Origin of the sequence: Caproicibacter sp. BJN0012, from assembly GCF_035986805.1 — a bacterium.
GTDB lineage: Bacteria > Bacillota > Clostridia > Oscillospirales > Acutalibacteraceae > Caproicibacter.
The window spans coordinates 1,833,181-1,850,003 of the sequence record NZ_CP142518.1 but is presented as its reverse complement, the minus strand read 5'-3'; the positions used below and the strand labels follow the sequence as shown (position 1 = coordinate 1,850,003).

The window sequence follows — 16,823 nt, the reverse complement described above, 5'->3', positions numbered from 1 at the left end:
CTACCTCCCGGTTTTGGCAGTATTATTCATCCATAAATCCCTTTGAACAGAGATATTCAGCCATCAGAACCCCGCCTCCGGCCGCGCCGCGAAGCGTGTTGTGGGACAGGCACACGAATTTTACGTCATACTGGCTGTCGGGGCGCAGGCGTCCGATCGAAACCGCCATGCCGTTTTCCAGATTGCGGTCCAGGCGAGTCTGCGGCCGGTCATCCTCCCGGAAATAATACAAAAACTTTTTGGGAGCGCTCGGGAGAGCAAGCTTCTGCGGCTCTCCGCTAAAATGATTCCATCGGTCGATCATTTCATCCATGGGGATTTTCTTTTCGAAGGACAGAAACACTGCGGCCATGTGACCGTCGCTGACCGGAACACGCAGACACTGCGTTGTGATATTGGGGGCGGCGGCGTTGACGATCGCGCCATTTTCAATGCGGCCCCAGATTTTCATCGGCTCGTTTTCGGATTTTCCCTCTTCGCCTCCAATAAACGGAATGACGTTGTCAACCATCTCCGGCCAGGTTTCAAATGTTTTGCCCGCTCCTGAAATCGCCTGATAGGTGCAGGCAAGGATCTTTGTCACATTCAAATCAAGGAGGGGTGTAACCGCAGGGACATAAGCCTGTATGGAACAGTTGGGCTTTACGGCAATAAATCCGCGCTTTGTCCCGAGCCGTTTTCTCTGGAACGGAATAATATCCGCGTGCCCCGGGTTGATTTCCGGAATCAGCATCGGAACGTCGGGAATCAGGCGGTTCGCGCTGTTATTGGAAACGACGGGGCATTCTGACTTCGCATACATCTCCTCCAGCTCTCTCGTTTTCTGTTTCTCCATATTGACTGCGCAAAAGACAAAATCCACCATTTCCACGATTTTGTCCTTGTCTTTTTCAGCGTCCATGATTACCATGTTTTCCAAGTTTTTCGGCATAGGGGTTGTCATCAGCCAGCGTTTCCCGACCGCTTCCCGGTAGGTTTTGCCGGCCGACCGCTCACTCGCGGCCAGTGCGGTTACAGTAAACCAGGGATGGTTTTCCAAAAGGACGGCGAAACGCTGTCCAACCATTCCGGTCGCGCCGACGATTCCCACCCGATAATTTTTCATGAGAACAGGCCTCCTAAATAATATATGAAAGGAACAAGAAAAAATATCTGCGTAATAAAAAAGCCGGTAAAATACCGGTCATCAGAGTATTGTGGCGCTTCTCGATTTTAAAGCAGCGCGCGCCGCTTTTCAAAGGTCGATAGCTCTCCATCAGAATCTGATGACAGTCCGCACACTGTTTGCATGCTGACCAGGCGAATACTCTGCCAAAGTATCCCCTTCGGCGATTTCCCCTTTCGCGTGGGTTCATCGGCTTTGGCAGCCTCGCCCCGCTCATCTTGAAATTCGCGCCTCTATCCTAAGTTTCATCGTCTGTAAAACCAACAAGATAAATCCTAAAATATAATAGCATGGGTTGCTATTGATTGTCAATTTATTTATAATAGACAATTGGTATTTACCTGTGACAGAATGGGAGACATGAAAATGGAACTGGATCTTGACAATCTGAAAACAAAAGATTTTTATTATGATCTGCCAGAAGACCTGATTGCTCAGTCACCGGCGGAGCCGAGGGATTCTTCCCGCCTGCTGACCTTGAACCGGAAAACGGGAGAAGTGGAGCATCGGCATTTCTACGATATTATTGATTACCTGAATCCGGGGGATTGTCTGGTGCTGAACGATTCCCGCGTCCTTCCGGCCAGGTTGTTGGGAGTCAAGGATGAAACCGGGGCAAAAGTTGAATTTTTATTGCTGAACCACCGGGAAGGCGACGTGTGGGAGGTCCTGACCGGCCCGGGGAGGCGTGCAAAGATCGGTTCGAAATTCACCTTCGGCGACGGGCTCCTTCGCGCGGAGGTCTTAGATATTATCGAGGACGGAAATCGGCTTGCCCGTTTTACCTGCGAAGGAAATTTTTATGAAATTCTGGACAAAATAGGGCAGATGCCGCTTCCTCATTATATCAAAGAAGAACTCCGGGACAACGAGCGCTACCAGACGGTCTATTCCAAAGAGGTCGGGTCCGCCGCCGCGCCGACGGCCGGGCTTCATTTCACTCCGGAGCTGCTCCAGAAGATCAAGGACAAGGGGATCGACTTGGCTTTCGTGACGCTCCATGTCGGCTTGGGGACATTCCGCCCCGTCACGGCGCAAAAGGTCACGGAGCACAAGATGCATTCCGAGCATTACTATCTTTCCGCGCAGACAGCGGAACAGATCAACCGGGCAAAGCGGAACGGCGGCCGCGTGATCGCCGTCGGGACTACGAGCTGCAGAACGCTGGAAGCGGTCGGAACCAAAGAGGGGTGCATCCGGGAAAGTGCCGGATGGACGGATATTTTTATCTATCCCGGCTATCGATTCAAGGTGCTAGATGGTCTGATCACCAACTTTCATCTGCCGGAAAGCACGCTGATCATGCTGGTTTCCGCACTGGCCGGCTACGACCATATTATGAACGCCTATCGAGTCGCGGTAAAGGAAAAATACCGGTTTTTCAGTTTTGGCGACGCAATGCTGATTTATTAAAAGGATGGCAGCTATGTTTCATCTGATTCAAAACTGCGATGCGGCGCGGCGCGGGGAATTCACCACGCCTCACGGCAAAATTCAGACCCCCGCTTTTATGAACGTTGCGACCGCAGGCGCGATAAAAGGCGCGGTATCCGCGCTGGATCTAAAAGACCTGAAATGTCAGGTGCAGCTTTGCAACACCTATCATCTGCATCTGCGCCCGGGGGATGAAACCGTCCGGAAATTGGGCGGGCTCCACCGCTTTACGCGATGGGATGGGCCTATTTTAACCGACAGCGGCGGATTTCAGGTTTTTTCCCTTGCAAAATTGCGGAATATTACGGAGGAGGGTGTGACCTTCGCGTCCCACATCGACGGAAGAAAAATTTTCATGGGGCCCGAAGAGAGCATGAAAATCCAGTCGAACCTCGCTTCGACCATCGCCATGGCGTTCGATGAGTGCGTCCAGAATCCCGCGCCATACGAATACGCGCGCGATTCCTGTGCCCGCACCGTCCGCTGGCTTTGCCGTTCCAAGGAGGCAATGAACCGCCTGAACCGGGAACCGGGAACCATCAATCCCAGGCAGATGCTGTTTGGAATCAATCAGGGAAGCACCTATGAGGACCTGCGCGTCGACTGCATGAAAAGGATCCGGGACCTCGATTTGGACGGCTATGCGATCGGCGGTTTGGCGGTTGGGGAAAGCAGTGAGGAAATGTACCGGATCATCGAGGCGGTCGTCCCGGAGATGCCGATGGACAAACCCAGGTATCTGATGGGCGTGGGAACGCCGGGGAACATTCTGGAAGCGGTCCGGAGGGGAGTGGACCTGTTTGACTGCGTGATGCCGACCCGCAACGCGAGGCACGGACACGTTTTTACACGGCAGGGAAGACGCAACCTTTTCAACGCAAAATACGAGTTGGACGATACTTCGCTGGACCCGGACTGTGATTGCCCGGTCTGCAAAAACTTTTCCCGCGCTTATCTCCACCACCTGTTCAAAAGCGGCGAAATGCTGGCCATGAGGCTTTGCGTCATGCATAATATTTATTTTTACAACAGCTTTTTTGAGAAAATCAGGGGTTCTCTGCAGAATGAAACATTTGAAAGGTTTTATCGGGAGAATCTGGAAGTTTTGAACCGCAGAATATGAGAAAACCTTGCATGAAATCCTATTTGCTGATATAATCTAAACATTAAGAGAGAGGTGTTGGTATTCATGAATTTCCTACTGACCGGCGGAACTGCCGGAACAGGCAGCAGCCTTTGGATTACAATCCTTTATATGGTCCTGATTGTCGGCGTCTTTTATTTCCTTTTGATGAGACCTCAGCAAAAGAGAAAAAAGCAGGAAGAAAAGATGCGCAGCAACGTCCAGGTCGGAGACGATATCACGACGATCGGCGGGATTGAAGGGCGTGTGGTTGGAATCAAAGAAGATACAGGCACACTGATTATTGAAACCGGTACGGACCGCGCAAAGATCAAAATCAAAAAATGGGCTGTCGGCAGTATTGAAACGACTCATGATCAGGCTGAATAGCCCGGATCATTTGTAATATCTGCCGCCCTTTCCGAATATCTATTTGTCAGGATATTGGAGGGGGCGGTTATGATGAAAAGTTCAAAGTCCATTCGTCAAAAACCTGTGTTAGATGCCATTCGCGCCATCGTGATCGGTTCCGTTGCGGGAGCTTTGATTTGTGCGGTCTTTTTGGGTGTTTCAGCATTGGTTTTTGTTTCTGCGGAAAGCATTCCTCAGGGGCTTTTATCCCCTCTTGTCATCGCGGTATCCGTTCTCAGCGCTTTTGCGGCGGGATACATCGCGGCGAGAATCTCTAAAAAGCGCGGACTGCTGTTCGGCGCGGCTTCCGGAATGCTTTTATTTGCGTTGTTCCTCTTTTCCGGACTTGCAGTATCGAATAAAGCGGTCGAACCGGCTCAATGCGGAATACGCCTGCTGGTGATGGTTCTGTCCGGCGCCATTGGCGGCGTGCTTGCCGTCAGCAGAAAAACGAAGCTGAAACGGAAATAATTTTGACTATTCCTTCCATCATTGCTATAATAGTTTCGTTCATAACTTACTCGTGAAACGGAGGCTTTAAAATTGAAGCAGATTAAAACGCTGAATCAGGCGAATTTGCGGGAAAGCGCTGCGAAGGGCGGCTGCGGCGAATGCCAGGCATCCTGCCAGTCGGCATGCAAAACTTCCTGCACGGTTTCCAACCAGAAGTGCGAAAATAAGAATAGATAGCAGAAGGCTATTTGAATTAGCCGCAAAGGGACAGGATTCTGTCCCTTAAATTTTGTTCGGATGGAGAAATGTAAATGATTCACAAGTATTCTTTAAACGGATATAAAATCGTTTTGGATACCAACAGCGGCGCGGTCCACCTTTTCGACGACGCTCCGTTTGATATATTGGATTATTTGGCTGATGCCGATGTGCCTGAACATCCGCCCGAAACGATGATGGACGCTTTAAAGAATCGTTATGATGAGGCAACGCTCCGGGAAGCCTACGGGGAAATTCAGGAACTGCACCGAAAGGGGCAGTTATTTTCACCGGATGGATATGAGAAATTCGCGGCCATGCTGAAAAGCGCTCCCATTAAATCCATGTGCCTGAATATTGCTCACGACTGTAACCTGCGGTGCGAATACTGTTTTGCGGCGCAGGGAGATTTTGGCGGCGAAAGAATGCTGATGCCGTTTGAAGTGGCGAAAAGCGCCATCGATTTTCTGATTGAAAAATCCGTCGGACGCCACAATCTGGAAGTCGATTTTTTCGGCGGAGAACCCCTGATGAATTTTGACGTGGTAAAACAGACGGTTGCCTACGCGCGAGGCTTAGAAAAGGCTTACGATAAGAACTTCCGTTTTACCATAACGACAAACGGTCTGCTGCTCAGCGATGATAAAATCGATTTTATCAACCGCGAAATGTCAAACTGCATTTTGTCCTTTGATGGCAGAAAAAGCGTTCATGACCGGCTGCGCACGCGCGTGGACGGATCCGGATGCTATGACAGCGTCCTTCCCAAATTCCAGAAATTGGTCGCCAAACGCAGCAGGGACAAAGACTATTATGTAAGAGGCACTTTTACAAAATATAACCTGGATTTCACCAAGGATGTTGAACATCTGTTGGACTTGGGCTTTAATGAGATTTCCATGGAACCCGTCGTTTCGGAAGAACGGCTCGACTATTCCGTCAAGGAAGAGGACCTGCCCCGGATCTTTGAGGAATATGATACGCTCTCCGATCTGATTATCAAGCGGAGCAGGGAAGGGAAGGGGTTTGATTTCTATCATTTTATGATCGATCTGAACCAGGGCCCCTGCGCTATCCGAAGGCTGCGGGGGTGCAGCTGCGGAAACGAGTATGTCGCAGTGACTCCTTCCGGAGATATTTATCCCTGTCATCAGTTTGTCGGACAGGAAGAGTGGAAAATGGGCAGCGTGCTGGACGGAAGCCTGAATCTGGAAATGAAGGACCGCTTTGCCCTTGCAAACGTCTATTCAAAACCTGAGTGCAGAAACTGCTGGGCAAAATTTTATTGCAGCGGAGGCTGCAATGCGAACAACTGGCAATATGAGGGCGATCTTCACAAACCGCATGCGATTTCCTGTTCGCTGGAGAAAAAACGACTGGAATGCGCCATTATGATCCAGGCGGCTCTCGCGGATCAGGGATAAAAGAGGATGGTTTACATAAATTTGCATCGCGAATTTTTACGAATCCAATAAAAATCAAAATCTTGTAACTTTTTGTATTGATTCAAATAGGGAATTGGTTTAGTATAAAGATATCTCAAATGCCCGGAGGGGAAAAATGGAAAATCAGAAAATCGGCTTTATCGGCGGCGGGAACATGACGGCGGCCATCATCAGCGGAGTGGTGAAAAATCAGACTTTTCCCGCGGACCAGATCTATGTCTACGATATTCATAAGGAAAAGAGGGAGAGCCTGCACCGTAAGGCAGGCATTCTTGCTGTGGATTCCGCTTGTGATTTGGTCAAAACATGCAGCATTGTGTTTCTCGCCGTAAAACCGCAGAGTTTTCCGCCCATGCTGGATGAAATCCGGCCTGTAGTCGAAAAGGGAAAAACTCTGGTCTCTATTGCCGCCGGGATCTCATCCTCTTCCATTGTCTCCGCCCTTTCCTGCGACTGTCCCGTGATCCGCGCGATGCCCAACACACCGCTGACGCTCGGAAAAGGTGCCACGGCGGTTTGCCGGACCGGAAACGTGGCGGACGAAACTTATCATCTGGTATTAAAGCTTTTTTCATCCTGCGGCATGGTGTCGCAGATCGAGGAGAGCCAGATGAACGCCGTCATTGCGGTAAACGGGAGCAGCCCGGCTTATATTTATTTGTTTGCCAAGGCGGTTTTGGAGAGCGCCGAACAGCAGGGGATCCAGCCGTCGGTTTCGCTGCCGCTTTTCTGCCAGACGCTGATTGGCAGTGCGGAAATGCTTTTGAAATCGGGGGATACGCCGGATGAACTGATCCGGAAGGTGTCGTCCCGCGGCGGAACGACTGTCGCCGCGCTGGACGTTTTGGAAAAAAATCACTTTGAACAGACGATTGATAAAGCGATGAGAGCCTGCACCGCGCGCGCTGAGGAATTGGGAAAGTAAACATAGAATCCGTTTGTCCCTCATACACTTTGATAGGATCTCCGTTGGGAGGAATTGATCAGTATGAGAAGGGTAATGGTTGTTGCCCGCGGATTTCGGAAAAAATCGGCTTTCTGTGGGCATGATATGATAAAAGCGGCACGTCTGAACTGGGAGCTGGTTCTGTTGGCGGCTGTTTTTTTGGCGGGAATGGCAGTCGGAGCTGTCTACGCAAGAAACGCAGACCCACAGGCGCTGGAACGGATGGATTTTCTTTTTGCGGGGAACTTTAAAGCGCGGATGACTGCTTCTTTTCTTTCGATCTTTGTGGCTTCCTTTGCTTCCGCTTTTCTGTTTATTTTCGCCTGCTTTTTATGCGGTTTATCCCTGTGGGGGATGTTGCTGATTCCGTTCATTCCATTTTTTCGAGGTTTAGGCCTCGGATTGACTTCCGGGTATCTTTACTCGAATTACGGCGGTTATGGGATCCTATTTAATCTGGTCGTAATTTTGCCGGGGGCTTTCTTTTGCTGCCTGTCTGTTTTGCTCGCGGCCAGGGAGGGCATTGCTTTTTCTCGTTTGCTGGTTTCCTGCGGCTCAAAAACGATTAGTCGCTCAAAATTGAAGATTTATTTGCTGCATTTCGGCGCTGTTTTGGGCATTGCCTTTTTTGCGGCACTGATTGACCTTCTTTTCTCCGCCTGTTTCGGCGGCCTGTTTTCCTTTTAACAAAATGGAAAGGACCAAATAAAATGAAGGATTTTTGTTTTGGTTTCAGCGAATATTTGGTGAATCAAAAATCGGTTTCCGCCAATACATTGGAGTCTTATATGAGGGACGTGGAGCATTTTATTTTTTATCTTTCCGAAAAGGGAACAGGGGACCCGGTTTCCGCCGACACGGAAACGATGAAATCCTACATTGAAGACATGAAACGGAACAAAAAATCCGAAGCTACCATTACAAGAAATCTCGCATCCATTCGATGCTTTTATCAGTATATGGTCCTTTCTGGATTTGCCAGCGCCAATCCGGCAAAATCAATCCGCTTAAAAAAAGGGGAAAAAAAGTTCCCGCAGATTTTAAACGGCAAGGAAATCGAGCTTCTGCTGTCCCAGCCCAACATCCAGGAAGCCAAGGGATGCCGTGACAAGGCTATGCTGGAGCTTCTTTATGCAACGGGGATTCGCGCTTCGGAACTGGTGGACCTCGATATCGGAAGCATCAGCCTCTCCACGGGAATGCTCCGGTGCTGTTCTGATCGAAATGAACGCGTCATCCCGGTTTACCCCACTGCGATTAGCGCTATCTCTGATTACATCGCGAGGGTCCGGTCCCAAATTATCACCCCGGCGGGAGGACAGGCCCTTTTTGTCAACCTGAACGGACGCCGGCTGACGCGCCAGGGATTTTGGAAAATTGTAAAAGGATATGCGGAACAGGCGAAAATCGTAAAGGAAATTACGCCGCACACGCTTCGCCATTCCTTTGCGCTTCATCTTCTGGAAAACGGAGCGGAGCTGAAAGACATTCAGGCAATGCTGGGGCATGCCGACATTTCTTCCACACAGATTTATGTCCATCTGCTGAACGATCATTACAAAGAAGTGTACAACCAGTGCCATCCACGGGCAAAACTGGGGTAGGGGAGGATGTTTATTGGGCCTTTTCCACATTAATTATGATAAACCGGGACCAGGAGTCAGAAAGGATGAACCGGAGAAAAATGCGGTCGTCCGATTCTTTTTAATCTTTTTTCGGAAATTTTCCCAATTTATTGAATTGAACCTCCTGTTTTCCATTTTCGCCGCTATCTCGCTTGTAACCACATACTTCGCTGAAAAATTTCTTTCCCCTTTTCTGTCCGGTTTGATTCCCGTGCTGCTGATTTCGCCGTTTTTGGCCGGGATCACTTTTGTAACACGGAATTATGCGAAACAAGAACATGTGTTTTTGGTATCTGATTTTTTCGACGCGGTGAAACTGAACTGGAAAGCATTCCTGATCAACGGTTTCATTTGCTATGTTTTATATTTTATCCTTAACTTTTCCATTCGGTTTTATTTTGACCGGTTATCCGACGGAGCAATCCATGCAATCGCGTTCTATCTTTGCATTACCGTCGCAATATTCCTGGTTTTTGCCCAATATTACGTTCCTCTCATGATCGTTACCTTCGACCTGAAACTGATTCAGATTTATAAAAATGCGCTGATTTTCGCGGTGATAGGACTATGGCGCAATTTCCTGCTGACGGTGTTGCTGGCCGCTCTGTCATTTGGAATCTATTTTGGATTTTATATCTCACAAATCACACCGTTCAGCCTGATAATTGTAATTTTGTTCGCCGCAACATTACTGTTCTCCCTGAGCTTTTTTATGATCAATTATGTCATCTATCCTTTGGTCTATCAAACGATGATTCAACCCTATCAAAAGCAACAGGAAAAACAACCGGAAACCGGCCTTCAGAAGGAAGAAACGGATCTGGAATCGGAGGATAAAAAATAATCTGCACATATAAAAAAAGAAGCGAAACCGCTTCTTTTTTTATAACTAACTCTTCCTTATTCTTTCTTCGGCTTTTCAGAACCCAAAGACGGTCTCTGCTTAACGTGTGAAAGCGGATTTGCCTGTGCCGCCGTCGCCATCTGTTCACTGGAAAGATGGGTATAGATTTCGGTTGTTCCCAGATTCTCATGCCCCAGGATGTCTTTCAGGACCCGGATATCGACATGTCCATGCTGGTACATCAGGGTCGCGGCCGTGTGGCGGAGCTTGTGTACAGAATAGCCAGGTCCGCCGAGATCTATCATAGAGAGATATTTTTTTACGAGATGCTGAACGGTTTTCGGGCTGATCCGCTTTCGCTGCCCACTGATAAAAAGCGCGTTTTTGTCGATGACCCCCTCGCGCGGACGGACGGCAAGGTAACGCTTCAATGCGTCGAGGCAGGCATCGTTCAGATACACAATCCGTTCTTTATTGCCCTTGCCGGTGATATTGGCAGTGGAATTCCCGAAATGAATATCTGTCAGGTTCAGCCCGACCAACTCTGAAAGCCGCATCCCACAATTCAAGAAAAGAATTAGCATGCAGTAGTCGCGTTCCTTTGTTTTGCCTTCGACCTTTGATAATAACTCCATGCTTTGTTCCAGAGACAAATATTTGGGAAGAGATTTTTTCAGTTTTGGTGTTTCCAGCTCCTTTACTGGATTTACATCCAACTTACCTGTTTTATTAGTCAAATATTTAAAAAAGCTGCGCAGACTTGAAACCTTTCGTGAGCGTGTCGACGCCCGATTTCCGCGCATGGTGCTCAGATAGTTCATGTACTCGAAGACCTGCGTCAAATCGATTGTTTTGATCAGATCGAGGTCGATATCGGAAATACAGATTTTTTCAAAATCGGTATCCGGCGGCACAAGGCCGCGACGCAGCTTTATGTAACGGAAAAAAGTCCTTAAGTCAAGATAATATTCTTCGACTGTTTTTGGCGACTTTCCCCGGATCGTTTCAATATATCCCAAAAATTCCCGGATCACCGGGGGGGCTTCGGCGAGAAGTTCTGGTTTCATAAACGTGTTCCTTTCAGTAAGTATTAAAGTATATGGAGCGGGCTTATCAATCGCTCATTTTGCCCAGCTTGCACAAAACGCTTATTTTGTATGCGTAAGCGGAAATTCAGGTCCCCTGAATTATACAAAATATTTATTTTGTATAATATTATCACTTCTTTTATCTCTTGTCAATATTTATTTCCACTCCTCTTATTCCCCTTCCATCAACGGGATCATTCCGCCGATGTCCAGAAGCGAATCTTTGGAAAGTATTATAACTTCTATTTCTCTCCGGTCGAGAAATTCTTTGATTCTGCAAAAATCCGGATGGCTGTTCGGATTGCCTGCAAATGCCATTCGATTCCGACCGATCAGTCCGCAGCAGCCCCCGATAAATCCATAGGAATACCCGGGAAGCCTGATATGTCCCGGCTGAATTTTCAACACTTCCAGCCCTGCTTTGAATGCCGCCGTTGCAATTCCATCATCCGATGTGATAATGGAATGTTCATCTACAACGGCGGTTGAACATTTCGTATAACCCTGCCGGACCTCGATGATTTTTATACCTTTTGATAAACAATCATCCCATATCGCTTTATCAAGAATTTGGGGATTTGCAATCAATTTGTTGCCAACTCTCGCCGCGTTCAGTCCGGAATCATTTGGATAGGAGCCCGCAATACTTGAGACGGATTCTATGATTTTGAAACCGAATTGTTTCAGATCTGCCGCTAATCTTTTTTCCCCTTTCGCGACGATAACCCGCCGGCCGCCAAGAGGATGGCAAAGCATGTCCGCGTGAGCCTGTACTGGCGCCGGCAGCGATTTGCTTGGATCGACAGGAATGGCACTGATCCCCAATCTCTTCAGCTCCATTAATATTCCGGGATAGGCCGCGGAGGCCGTGAGAAGGCTGACATCCGTCTCAGGGAGGTTTGGGGTTTGAATATACCGCATGATTACTCCTGCCGCAGTGCATCCACTGGTTTCAGGCGGGCGGCCTTATAGGCCGGATATACGCCAAAAACAGTCCCCGAAAGAATGGAAAAGCCTGCCGCCATTAAAATGATATCGATCCTGAAATGAAACGCTACATGAAAGTAGGCCGCACCGGCGCAGGAGATCAGGTACCCTGTACCGGTTCCCAAAATGCAGCCGATCAGTGAAATGAGTACCGCCTCAAACAAAAACTCCAGCATGATCGCGCCCCGGGTTGCACCCAGCGCTTTTTTGATTCCTATTTCACGGGTTCTCTCGTTTACCGACACAAGCATAACGGTCATGATGCTCAGGCTGGCGACCAGAAGCGAAATCGAACCGACGGCGGACAGAATCAGCGTCACAAGGTCAAGCACCTGCAGCAAACCGTCTTTTTGCTTTGCCAGGTTATTTGATACAAACGCTTCTGTTCCGCTGCGAAGATCCAGATGGTTCACGATCATTTTTCCTACGTTCTCAGCATTGTCCCCCGTATGAATTTTTACGGCTACTTGGTCAAAACTGTCCCGGCCGGTAGAAGCCTGCATCGTAGTGTATGGTACATAGATAAAAGTAGGAATGTAATTTCCGATTAGATTTTGCAAAAGACCGGTTCCCGTTTTAATCACTCCCACAACAGTAAAATCCTGTTCGATTCCTCCACAGGGAAAAGAGATGGTTTTGCCGACCATATTGCCCCTGTGATAAGCGCTTTCGGAAAATTGTTCGTCAACCAAACAAACATTCGCACAAGTGTTTATGTCTCTTTGATTAAACAAGCGGCCATATAAAACCTGCAGAGATATGATATCGCTCGCCTTGGAATCGATTCCCCAAAGCAGTGTGGAAGCGGTCTTGTCATGGACAGTGACGCTTGTATCTTCTACCATGACCGGAGAAGCCTGTTCCACTTGGCTGAATTTCCGGATGAAACCCAAGTCGTCCTCCGTCAAAGATACATTTGTTCCCGACTTTGTAGAAATGGAAAGTCCGCTAAGGCCAAGGCTTTCCAGCTCGTCGTTCAGGGAATCCGTTCCACTCTGGCTGATATTGGCAATAATAATAACAGAAGAAACTCCAATTGCGATGCCCAACACCGTGAGCAAGGTTCGGGCACTCTTTCTCCGCAAATTCCGGAATGCGGATTTCAAAAAATCCACTATCACTGAGCGCTCACCGCCTTGCCGATGACCGGAACGACACGCGCACCATCCGGTATATCTTCCGCGTCTGTCACAATCCTGTCATCCTTGGAAACACCGGACTTGATTTCAAATCCGCTGTCGAATTCGCGCCCTGTCTGAACCAGAGTCTTTGTCGCTTTTCCCCCCACAACACGGAGTACGTATTCGCTTCCGTCCTGGTCGGCCTGGACTGCGCTGTAGGGGGCAACCAGAACGGAGGAATCGCTTGATGTGATAATTTTCACTTTCGCTGTAAAGCCAGGCTTGATATCTTCTTTTACATCCGTCACGCTGACAACAGCCTCGACAACCGTTTCCTGTCCGGAAGTGGTCAGCACTTGTTTTGCCTCGGAAGATATTTCCTTTACTTTTCCGGAATAGCTGGAACTTTTAAAACCAACTCCGGTGATCTCTGCCTTTTGCCCCACTTTGATATCTGAAATTTGAGATTCATTTACGTTTAAACGGACTTGAAGTCCCGAAGAATTGCGGATGACGACGGCCGGCTGCGTAGGATCAATATAGTAACCTGCGTCCGTGACGGAAACAGAAGAAACCGTGCCGCTGACGGGGGCCGCGATTGTCTGCGTTCTCGGCAGATCGCTTTCCTGCTCCAGATAGGAGGAGGCATCGGTTTCCTGAGAATCGTCCTCTCCATCAGAGAGAACGTCCACCTCCATTAACGCCTGTCCAACCTCCACTTTCTGTCCTGAGCTGACGTAAACCCTTTGGACAATCGAGTGAGCGGGCGCATATACATTTCCATTCGATGACAGTTCGACCTTTCCGGTGCAGGTAACCGATTCCACCTCCTGAACGGGTTCCATTTTTGTCACGTCCAACTTTAGAATGGAATTTTTCATCGTATTGCCCGCTGTGAAAATTGTAGCTGCTGCAATCAGTGTAAAAGCGAAAAGCAAAAGATATCGTTTCATTTTCATTCCCCCATCACGCTTATTTTGTGATAAGAGAGGGAAAATATAACATCAAGCGGAAAAGCTGGGGTGAATAAATCATAGGAAATCCACCAAACTATTATTGAGGTGAATTTTCATGAGTATTATTCAGTGCGATGTTGACTGCATTTATCAGCACGACGGCTACTGCGCCCTTGAAACGCCCTCGGCGATTACAAATTACACCGGCGACGGATGCGTTCACTGCATTAAAGTGACGCCGCGCTCTCCGGATGATATCAATCAGTCGCGGCCTCAAACGCCTCCTTCACATTTTTAGCACCTACCAGCCGGATTCCATCCCATTTGATGCGGGTCCGGCTCAGGCTGTGGTCGGGAAGAACGCAGACTTTGAAGCCAAGACGTTTTGCCTCGCCGATGCGGGCATCGATCTGCGTGACGGAACGCAACTCCCCCGCGAGGCCGATTTCGCCGAATACAATGGCAGAATCAGTGATCGGCTTATTTTTCAGGCTGGAGACCAACGACAGCGCAACCGCAAGGTCACAGGCCGGCTCGTCAAGGCGCAGTCCTCCCACGACGTTTACATAGGCGTCAAGATTGGAAAAAAAATATCCGGCCCGTTTTTCAAGGACGGCAAGAAGCAGCGACATTCGATTGTAATCAAACCCGGTGGCCATCCGGCGCGGAGTCCCATAGCCGGAGGTGGTCGCAAGCCCCTGAATTTCCGCAAGAATCGGACGGGAACCTTCCATCACACAGGTGACGCAGGTTCCCGCCACATGGCTTGGCCGGCCGGACAGCATGGCCTGCGAAGGATTTTCAACCTGATGAAGGCCGTCCTCCCCCATTTCGAAGACACCGATCTCGTTGGTTGAGCCGTACCTGTTTTTAATGGCCCGCAGCAAACGATAGGACATTTGCCGGTCTCCTTCGAAATAAAGGACCGCGTCGACGATGTGTTCCAGTACTTTCGGCCCTGCGATGGCACCATCCTTATTGACATGGCCCACGATCAAAGCCGGTATTTCAAGCGACTTTACCGCGCGCATAATCGCATTGGTGCACTCCCTGACCTGCGTTACGCTTCCGGGCGATGAGTTCAGATCCGTAAAGTTCATCGTCTGAATGGAATCGATCATGAGAAGATCCGGCTTCTGCTCCCGCACCTGCTCAATAACCGCCTGAATGTCCGTCTCCGTCAGGATGTACAGATTTTCGCTGTCCACGCCAAGACGCGCGGCGCGAAGCTTAATCTGCCTTCCGGATTCTTCGCCGGAAACATAAAGTATTTTTAAGGCTTGTCCAAGATGCTGACAGATTTGAAGTAAAATGGTTGATTTCCCAATGCCGGGCTCTCCGCTGACAAGTACCAGAGATCCCCTGACAATTCCTCCGCCCAGAACACGGTCCAACTCACTCATTCCGGTATGATACCGCTCTTCTTCAGAGGCGGAAAGCTCCGACAGCGAGACCGCCCTGACGAGTCCTCCGGATCTTGCGCCACTGTTTCCCGCCGCTTTTGAGGGCGCGGACTCTACGATTTCCTCGTTCATGGTGTTCCATTGGCCGCATCCGGGACATTTTCCATACCATTTCGGAGATTCCAAGCCGCATTCCGAACAGATATAGACGCTTTTTCTTTTCCCAGCCATGATAATCCACGTCCTTTCAGCATGATCGCCATATTTCATATATCGGATATTCAGGAAGGCTGGCGGATTCCGGAGCAGTAATCCAAAAATCCACTGTATATGGAAAAAGCCATTTTTTGCTGATAAGAGGTGTCTTTCAACTTCGCTTCCTCCTGGGCGTTGGACAAAAATCCACATTCCACCAACACCGCGGGAACTTTCGCTTCCCACAGCAAATAAATAGCGCTGGTGGCGGGTTTTGTTTCCCTTTTGTTGTCTTTTTGCAGCAGCCCGACCACTCTTGCCCTGATATCCTCCGAAAGAGGTTTGCTTTCCGCATTGTTTTTCGAGTAAAAAATCTGAGTGCCGGAATACTGGCTCTGAGTAAAAAAATTCTGATGAATGCTGATAAAAATACAGCTTCCCTGATCTTCCAGAATCTTCAGGCGCTGGTGCATGTCGCTGACCTTCCGCGCGCGGATCGTGCCTAAAGTATTATCGCCGATCTCCGCATCGTCTGTTCGGGTCATTACAACCTGGTAACCCGAAACCGTCAACAGCTGTTCCAGGTCCTTTGCAATTGCAAGATTTATGTCTTTTTCCGGCACCCCGGAAGCACCTGATGCCCCGCCGTCTTCCCCGCCGTGACCTGCATCGATGACTACAGTGCGGGGCGCCTGCCCCTCGGCGAGCGTAGAAGCGATTTGGCCAATCCGGTGATAAGATAAATAGGACAGCATCAAAAAAGCTATACAGCAAATTATCAACACGATAACAGGGATCGAATTACTCAAAAAGCCTCTTTTCGTCGCCTTCAAAATCAACCACCCCACGCAGAAGTATATGCGGGGAGTGATTTATGATATGCTTTCAGCTATTTATGATATTTACCGTTATGGATGATTTGAAAAGAACGATAGATCTGCTCAATCAGCATAACACGCGCCATCTGGTGCGGAAAAGTCATCGCAGACATGGAAAGCCGCAGAAATGCTTTTTGTTTCACTCTGTCCGAAAGTCCAAATGAACTCCCTATGACAAAGCTGATTTTGCTGGTCCCATGTAAAGCAATGTCTCTGAGCTGGCTTGCCAGCTGCTCCGAAGAAACAGATTTCCCCTCAATGCATAAAGCGATGAGAACGGAGCCTTCCGCAGAAGCTAAAATTCGATCCGCCTCCAGGTTAAGAGCCAGAGAAATCTGGGACTCGCTCGGCTGATCCGGCAAACAGCTCTCCGGAAGCTCGGTTACAGAAAAGCGGCAGAACGGCTGCAGACGTTTCTCGTATTCCTGAAAGGCTTTTTTCCAATATTCTTCTTTTAGTTTCCCAACACAAATCAGATTGCATCTCAGCAT

Annotated in this window: 18 protein-coding genes and 1 riboswitch; of the genes, 10 read left to right on the top strand and 8 right to left on the bottom strand. The window is 48.9% G+C overall.

What is annotated here, in order from left to right; all coding sequences use genetic code 11:
- Positions 1-22: 22 nt before the first annotated feature.
- Positions 23-1,105, bottom strand: a complete 1,083-nt coding sequence (gene asd, locus VA597_RS08965) for an aspartate-semialdehyde dehydrogenase (RefSeq protein WP_128742434.1) — start codon at positions 1,103-1,105, stop codon at positions 23-25.
- A 132-nt stretch (positions 1,106-1,237) separates the two neighbouring features.
- Positions 1,238-1,409: riboswitch (Lysine riboswitch) on the bottom strand.
- Between the two features lie 143 nt (positions 1,410-1,552).
- Between asd and queA the strand changes: the two genes are divergently transcribed.
- From queA to VA597_RS08915, 10 genes are all read left to right on the top strand, one after another.
- Positions 1,553-2,578, top strand: a complete 1,026-nt coding sequence (gene queA / locus VA597_RS08960; RefSeq protein ID WP_326975677.1) for a tRNA preQ1(34) S-adenosylmethionine ribosyltransferase-isomerase QueA — start codon at positions 1,553-1,555, stop codon at positions 2,576-2,578.
- Positions 2,579-2,591: 13 nt separating this feature from the next.
- The gene (gene tgt, locus VA597_RS08955) at positions 2,592-3,722 is read left to right on the top strand and encodes a tRNA guanosine(34) transglycosylase Tgt (protein ID WP_326974490.1); all 1,131 of its coding nucleotides are present in this window, start codon (positions 2,592-2,594) and stop codon (positions 3,720-3,722) included.
- Positions 3,723-3,788: 66 nt separating this feature from the next.
- On the top strand, positions 3,789-4,112 hold the full coding sequence (gene yajC, locus VA597_RS08950) for a preprotein translocase subunit YajC (RefSeq protein ID WP_128742432.1): 324 nt from the start codon (positions 3,789-3,791) through the stop codon (positions 4,110-4,112).
- A gap of 69 nt (positions 4,113-4,181) precedes the next feature.
- A complete protein-coding gene (locus tag VA597_RS08945; protein WP_128742431.1) occupies positions 4,182-4,604 on the top strand; it encodes a TIGR04086 family membrane protein in 423 nt (140 codons plus the stop codon).
- A gap of 72 nt (positions 4,605-4,676) precedes the next feature.
- Positions 4,677-4,823 carry a six-cysteine ranthipeptide SCIFF gene (gene scfA, locus VA597_RS08940; RefSeq protein ID WP_128742430.1) on the top strand — a complete coding sequence of 49 codons (147 nt, stop codon included), beginning with the start codon at positions 4,677-4,679 and terminating at the stop codon, positions 4,821-4,823.
- A gap of 74 nt (positions 4,824-4,897) precedes the next feature.
- Entirely contained in the window at positions 4,898-6,268 is a 1,371-nt protein-coding gene (scfB, locus tag VA597_RS08935; protein ID WP_326974488.1) for a thioether cross-link-forming SCIFF peptide maturase, read from the top strand.
- Positions 6,269-6,404: 136 nt separating this feature from the next.
- Entirely contained in the window at positions 6,405-7,214 is an 810-nt protein-coding gene (gene proC / locus VA597_RS08930; RefSeq protein WP_326974487.1) for a pyrroline-5-carboxylate reductase, read from the top strand.
- A gap of 126 nt (positions 7,215-7,340) precedes the next feature.
- Positions 7,341-7,922: a stage II sporulation protein M gene (locus tag VA597_RS08925; protein ID WP_326974486.1), complete on the top strand. Its 582-nt coding sequence runs from the start codon at positions 7,341-7,343 to the stop codon at positions 7,920-7,922.
- A 23-nt stretch (positions 7,923-7,945) separates the two neighbouring features.
- Positions 7,946-8,839 (top strand): tyrosine recombinase, encoded by an 894-nt coding sequence (locus VA597_RS08920; protein ID WP_326974485.1) that lies wholly within the window; start codon positions 7,946-7,948, stop codon positions 8,837-8,839.
- A gap of 232 nt (positions 8,840-9,071) precedes the next feature.
- Positions 9,072-9,704: a DUF624 domain-containing protein gene (locus tag VA597_RS08915; protein WP_326974484.1), complete on the top strand. Its 633-nt coding sequence runs from the start codon at positions 9,072-9,074 to the stop codon at positions 9,702-9,704.
- Positions 9,705-9,760: 56 nt separating this feature from the next.
- On the opposite strand, the gene VA597_RS08910 is transcribed toward VA597_RS08915, so the two are convergent.
- From VA597_RS08910 to rlmH, 7 genes are all read right to left on the bottom strand, one after another.
- The gene (locus VA597_RS08910; protein ID WP_128742424.1) at positions 9,761-10,771 is read right to left on the bottom strand and encodes a tyrosine recombinase XerC; all 1,011 of its coding nucleotides are present in this window, start codon (positions 10,769-10,771) and stop codon (positions 9,761-9,763) included.
- 192 nt (positions 10,772-10,963) lie between these two features.
- Positions 10,964-11,713: a DUF6873 family GME fold protein gene (locus VA597_RS08905; RefSeq protein ID WP_128742423.1), complete on the bottom strand. Its 750-nt coding sequence runs from the start codon at positions 11,711-11,713 to the stop codon at positions 10,964-10,966.
- A gap of 2 nt (positions 11,714-11,715) precedes the next feature.
- A complete protein-coding gene (locus tag VA597_RS08900) occupies positions 11,716-12,894 on the bottom strand; it encodes an ABC transporter permease (RefSeq protein ID WP_326975676.1) in 1,179 nt (392 codons plus the stop codon).
- Between the two features lie 2 nt (positions 12,895-12,896).
- On the bottom strand, positions 12,897-13,853 hold the full coding sequence (locus VA597_RS08895; RefSeq protein WP_164919008.1) for an efflux RND transporter periplasmic adaptor subunit: 957 nt from the start codon (positions 13,851-13,853) through the stop codon (positions 12,897-12,899).
- A 260-nt stretch (positions 13,854-14,113) separates the two neighbouring features.
- Positions 14,114-15,490 (bottom strand): DNA repair protein RadA, encoded by a 1,377-nt coding sequence (radA, locus tag VA597_RS08890; protein ID WP_128742421.1) that lies wholly within the window; start codon positions 15,488-15,490, stop codon positions 14,114-14,116.
- Between the two features lie 50 nt (positions 15,491-15,540).
- Positions 15,541-16,239 carry an N-acetylmuramoyl-L-alanine amidase gene (locus tag VA597_RS08885; protein WP_326974482.1) on the bottom strand — a complete coding sequence of 233 codons (699 nt, stop codon included), beginning with the start codon at positions 16,237-16,239 and terminating at the stop codon, positions 15,541-15,543.
- Positions 16,240-16,343: 104 nt separating this feature from the next.
- Positions 16,344-16,823 (bottom strand): 23S rRNA (pseudouridine(1915)-N(3))-methyltransferase RlmH, encoded by a 480-nt coding sequence (rlmH, locus tag VA597_RS08880; protein WP_128742420.1) that lies wholly within the window; start codon positions 16,821-16,823, stop codon positions 16,344-16,346.

Bases quoted from the DNA above. Each gene is read 5' to 3' on its own strand.
- asd (WP_128742434.1), bottom strand. From the start codon at position 1,105: ATGAAAAATTATCGGGTGGGAATCGTCGGCGCGACCGGAATGGTTGGA.
- tgt (WP_326974490.1), top strand. From the start codon at position 2,592: ATGTTTCATCTGATTCAAAACTGCGATGCGGCGCGGCGCGGGGAATTC.
- yajC (WP_128742432.1), top strand. From the start codon at position 3,789: ATGAATTTCCTACTGACCGGCGGAACTGCCGGAACAGGCAGCAGCCTT.
- VA597_RS08945 (WP_128742431.1), top strand. From the start codon at position 4,182: ATGATGAAAAGTTCAAAGTCCATTCGTCAAAAACCTGTGTTAGATGCC.
- scfB (WP_326974488.1), top strand. From the start codon at position 4,898: ATGATTCACAAGTATTCTTTAAACGGATATAAAATCGTTTTGGATACC.
- proC (WP_326974487.1), top strand. From the start codon at position 6,405: ATGGAAAATCAGAAAATCGGCTTTATCGGCGGCGGGAACATGACGGCG.
- VA597_RS08925 (WP_326974486.1), top strand. From the start codon at position 7,341: ATGATAAAAGCGGCACGTCTGAACTGGGAGCTGGTTCTGTTGGCGGCT.
- VA597_RS08920 (WP_326974485.1), top strand. From the start codon at position 7,946: ATGAAGGATTTTTGTTTTGGTTTCAGCGAATATTTGGTGAATCAAAAA.
- VA597_RS08910 (WP_128742424.1), bottom strand. From the start codon at position 10,771: ATGAAACCAGAACTTCTCGCCGAAGCCCCCCCGGTGATCCGGGAATTT.
- VA597_RS08905 (WP_128742423.1), bottom strand. From the start codon at position 11,713: ATGCGGTATATTCAAACCCCAAACCTCCCTGAGACGGATGTCAGCCTT.
- VA597_RS08895 (WP_164919008.1), bottom strand. From the start codon at position 13,853: ATGAAACGATATCTTTTGCTTTTCGCTTTTACACTGATTGCAGCAGCT.
- radA (WP_128742421.1), bottom strand. From the start codon at position 15,490: ATGGCTGGGAAAAGAAAAAGCGTCTATATCTGTTCGGAATGCGGCTTG.
- rlmH (WP_128742420.1), bottom strand. From the start codon at position 16,823: ATGCTGAGATGCAATCTGATTTGTGTTGGGAAACTAAAAGAAGAATAT.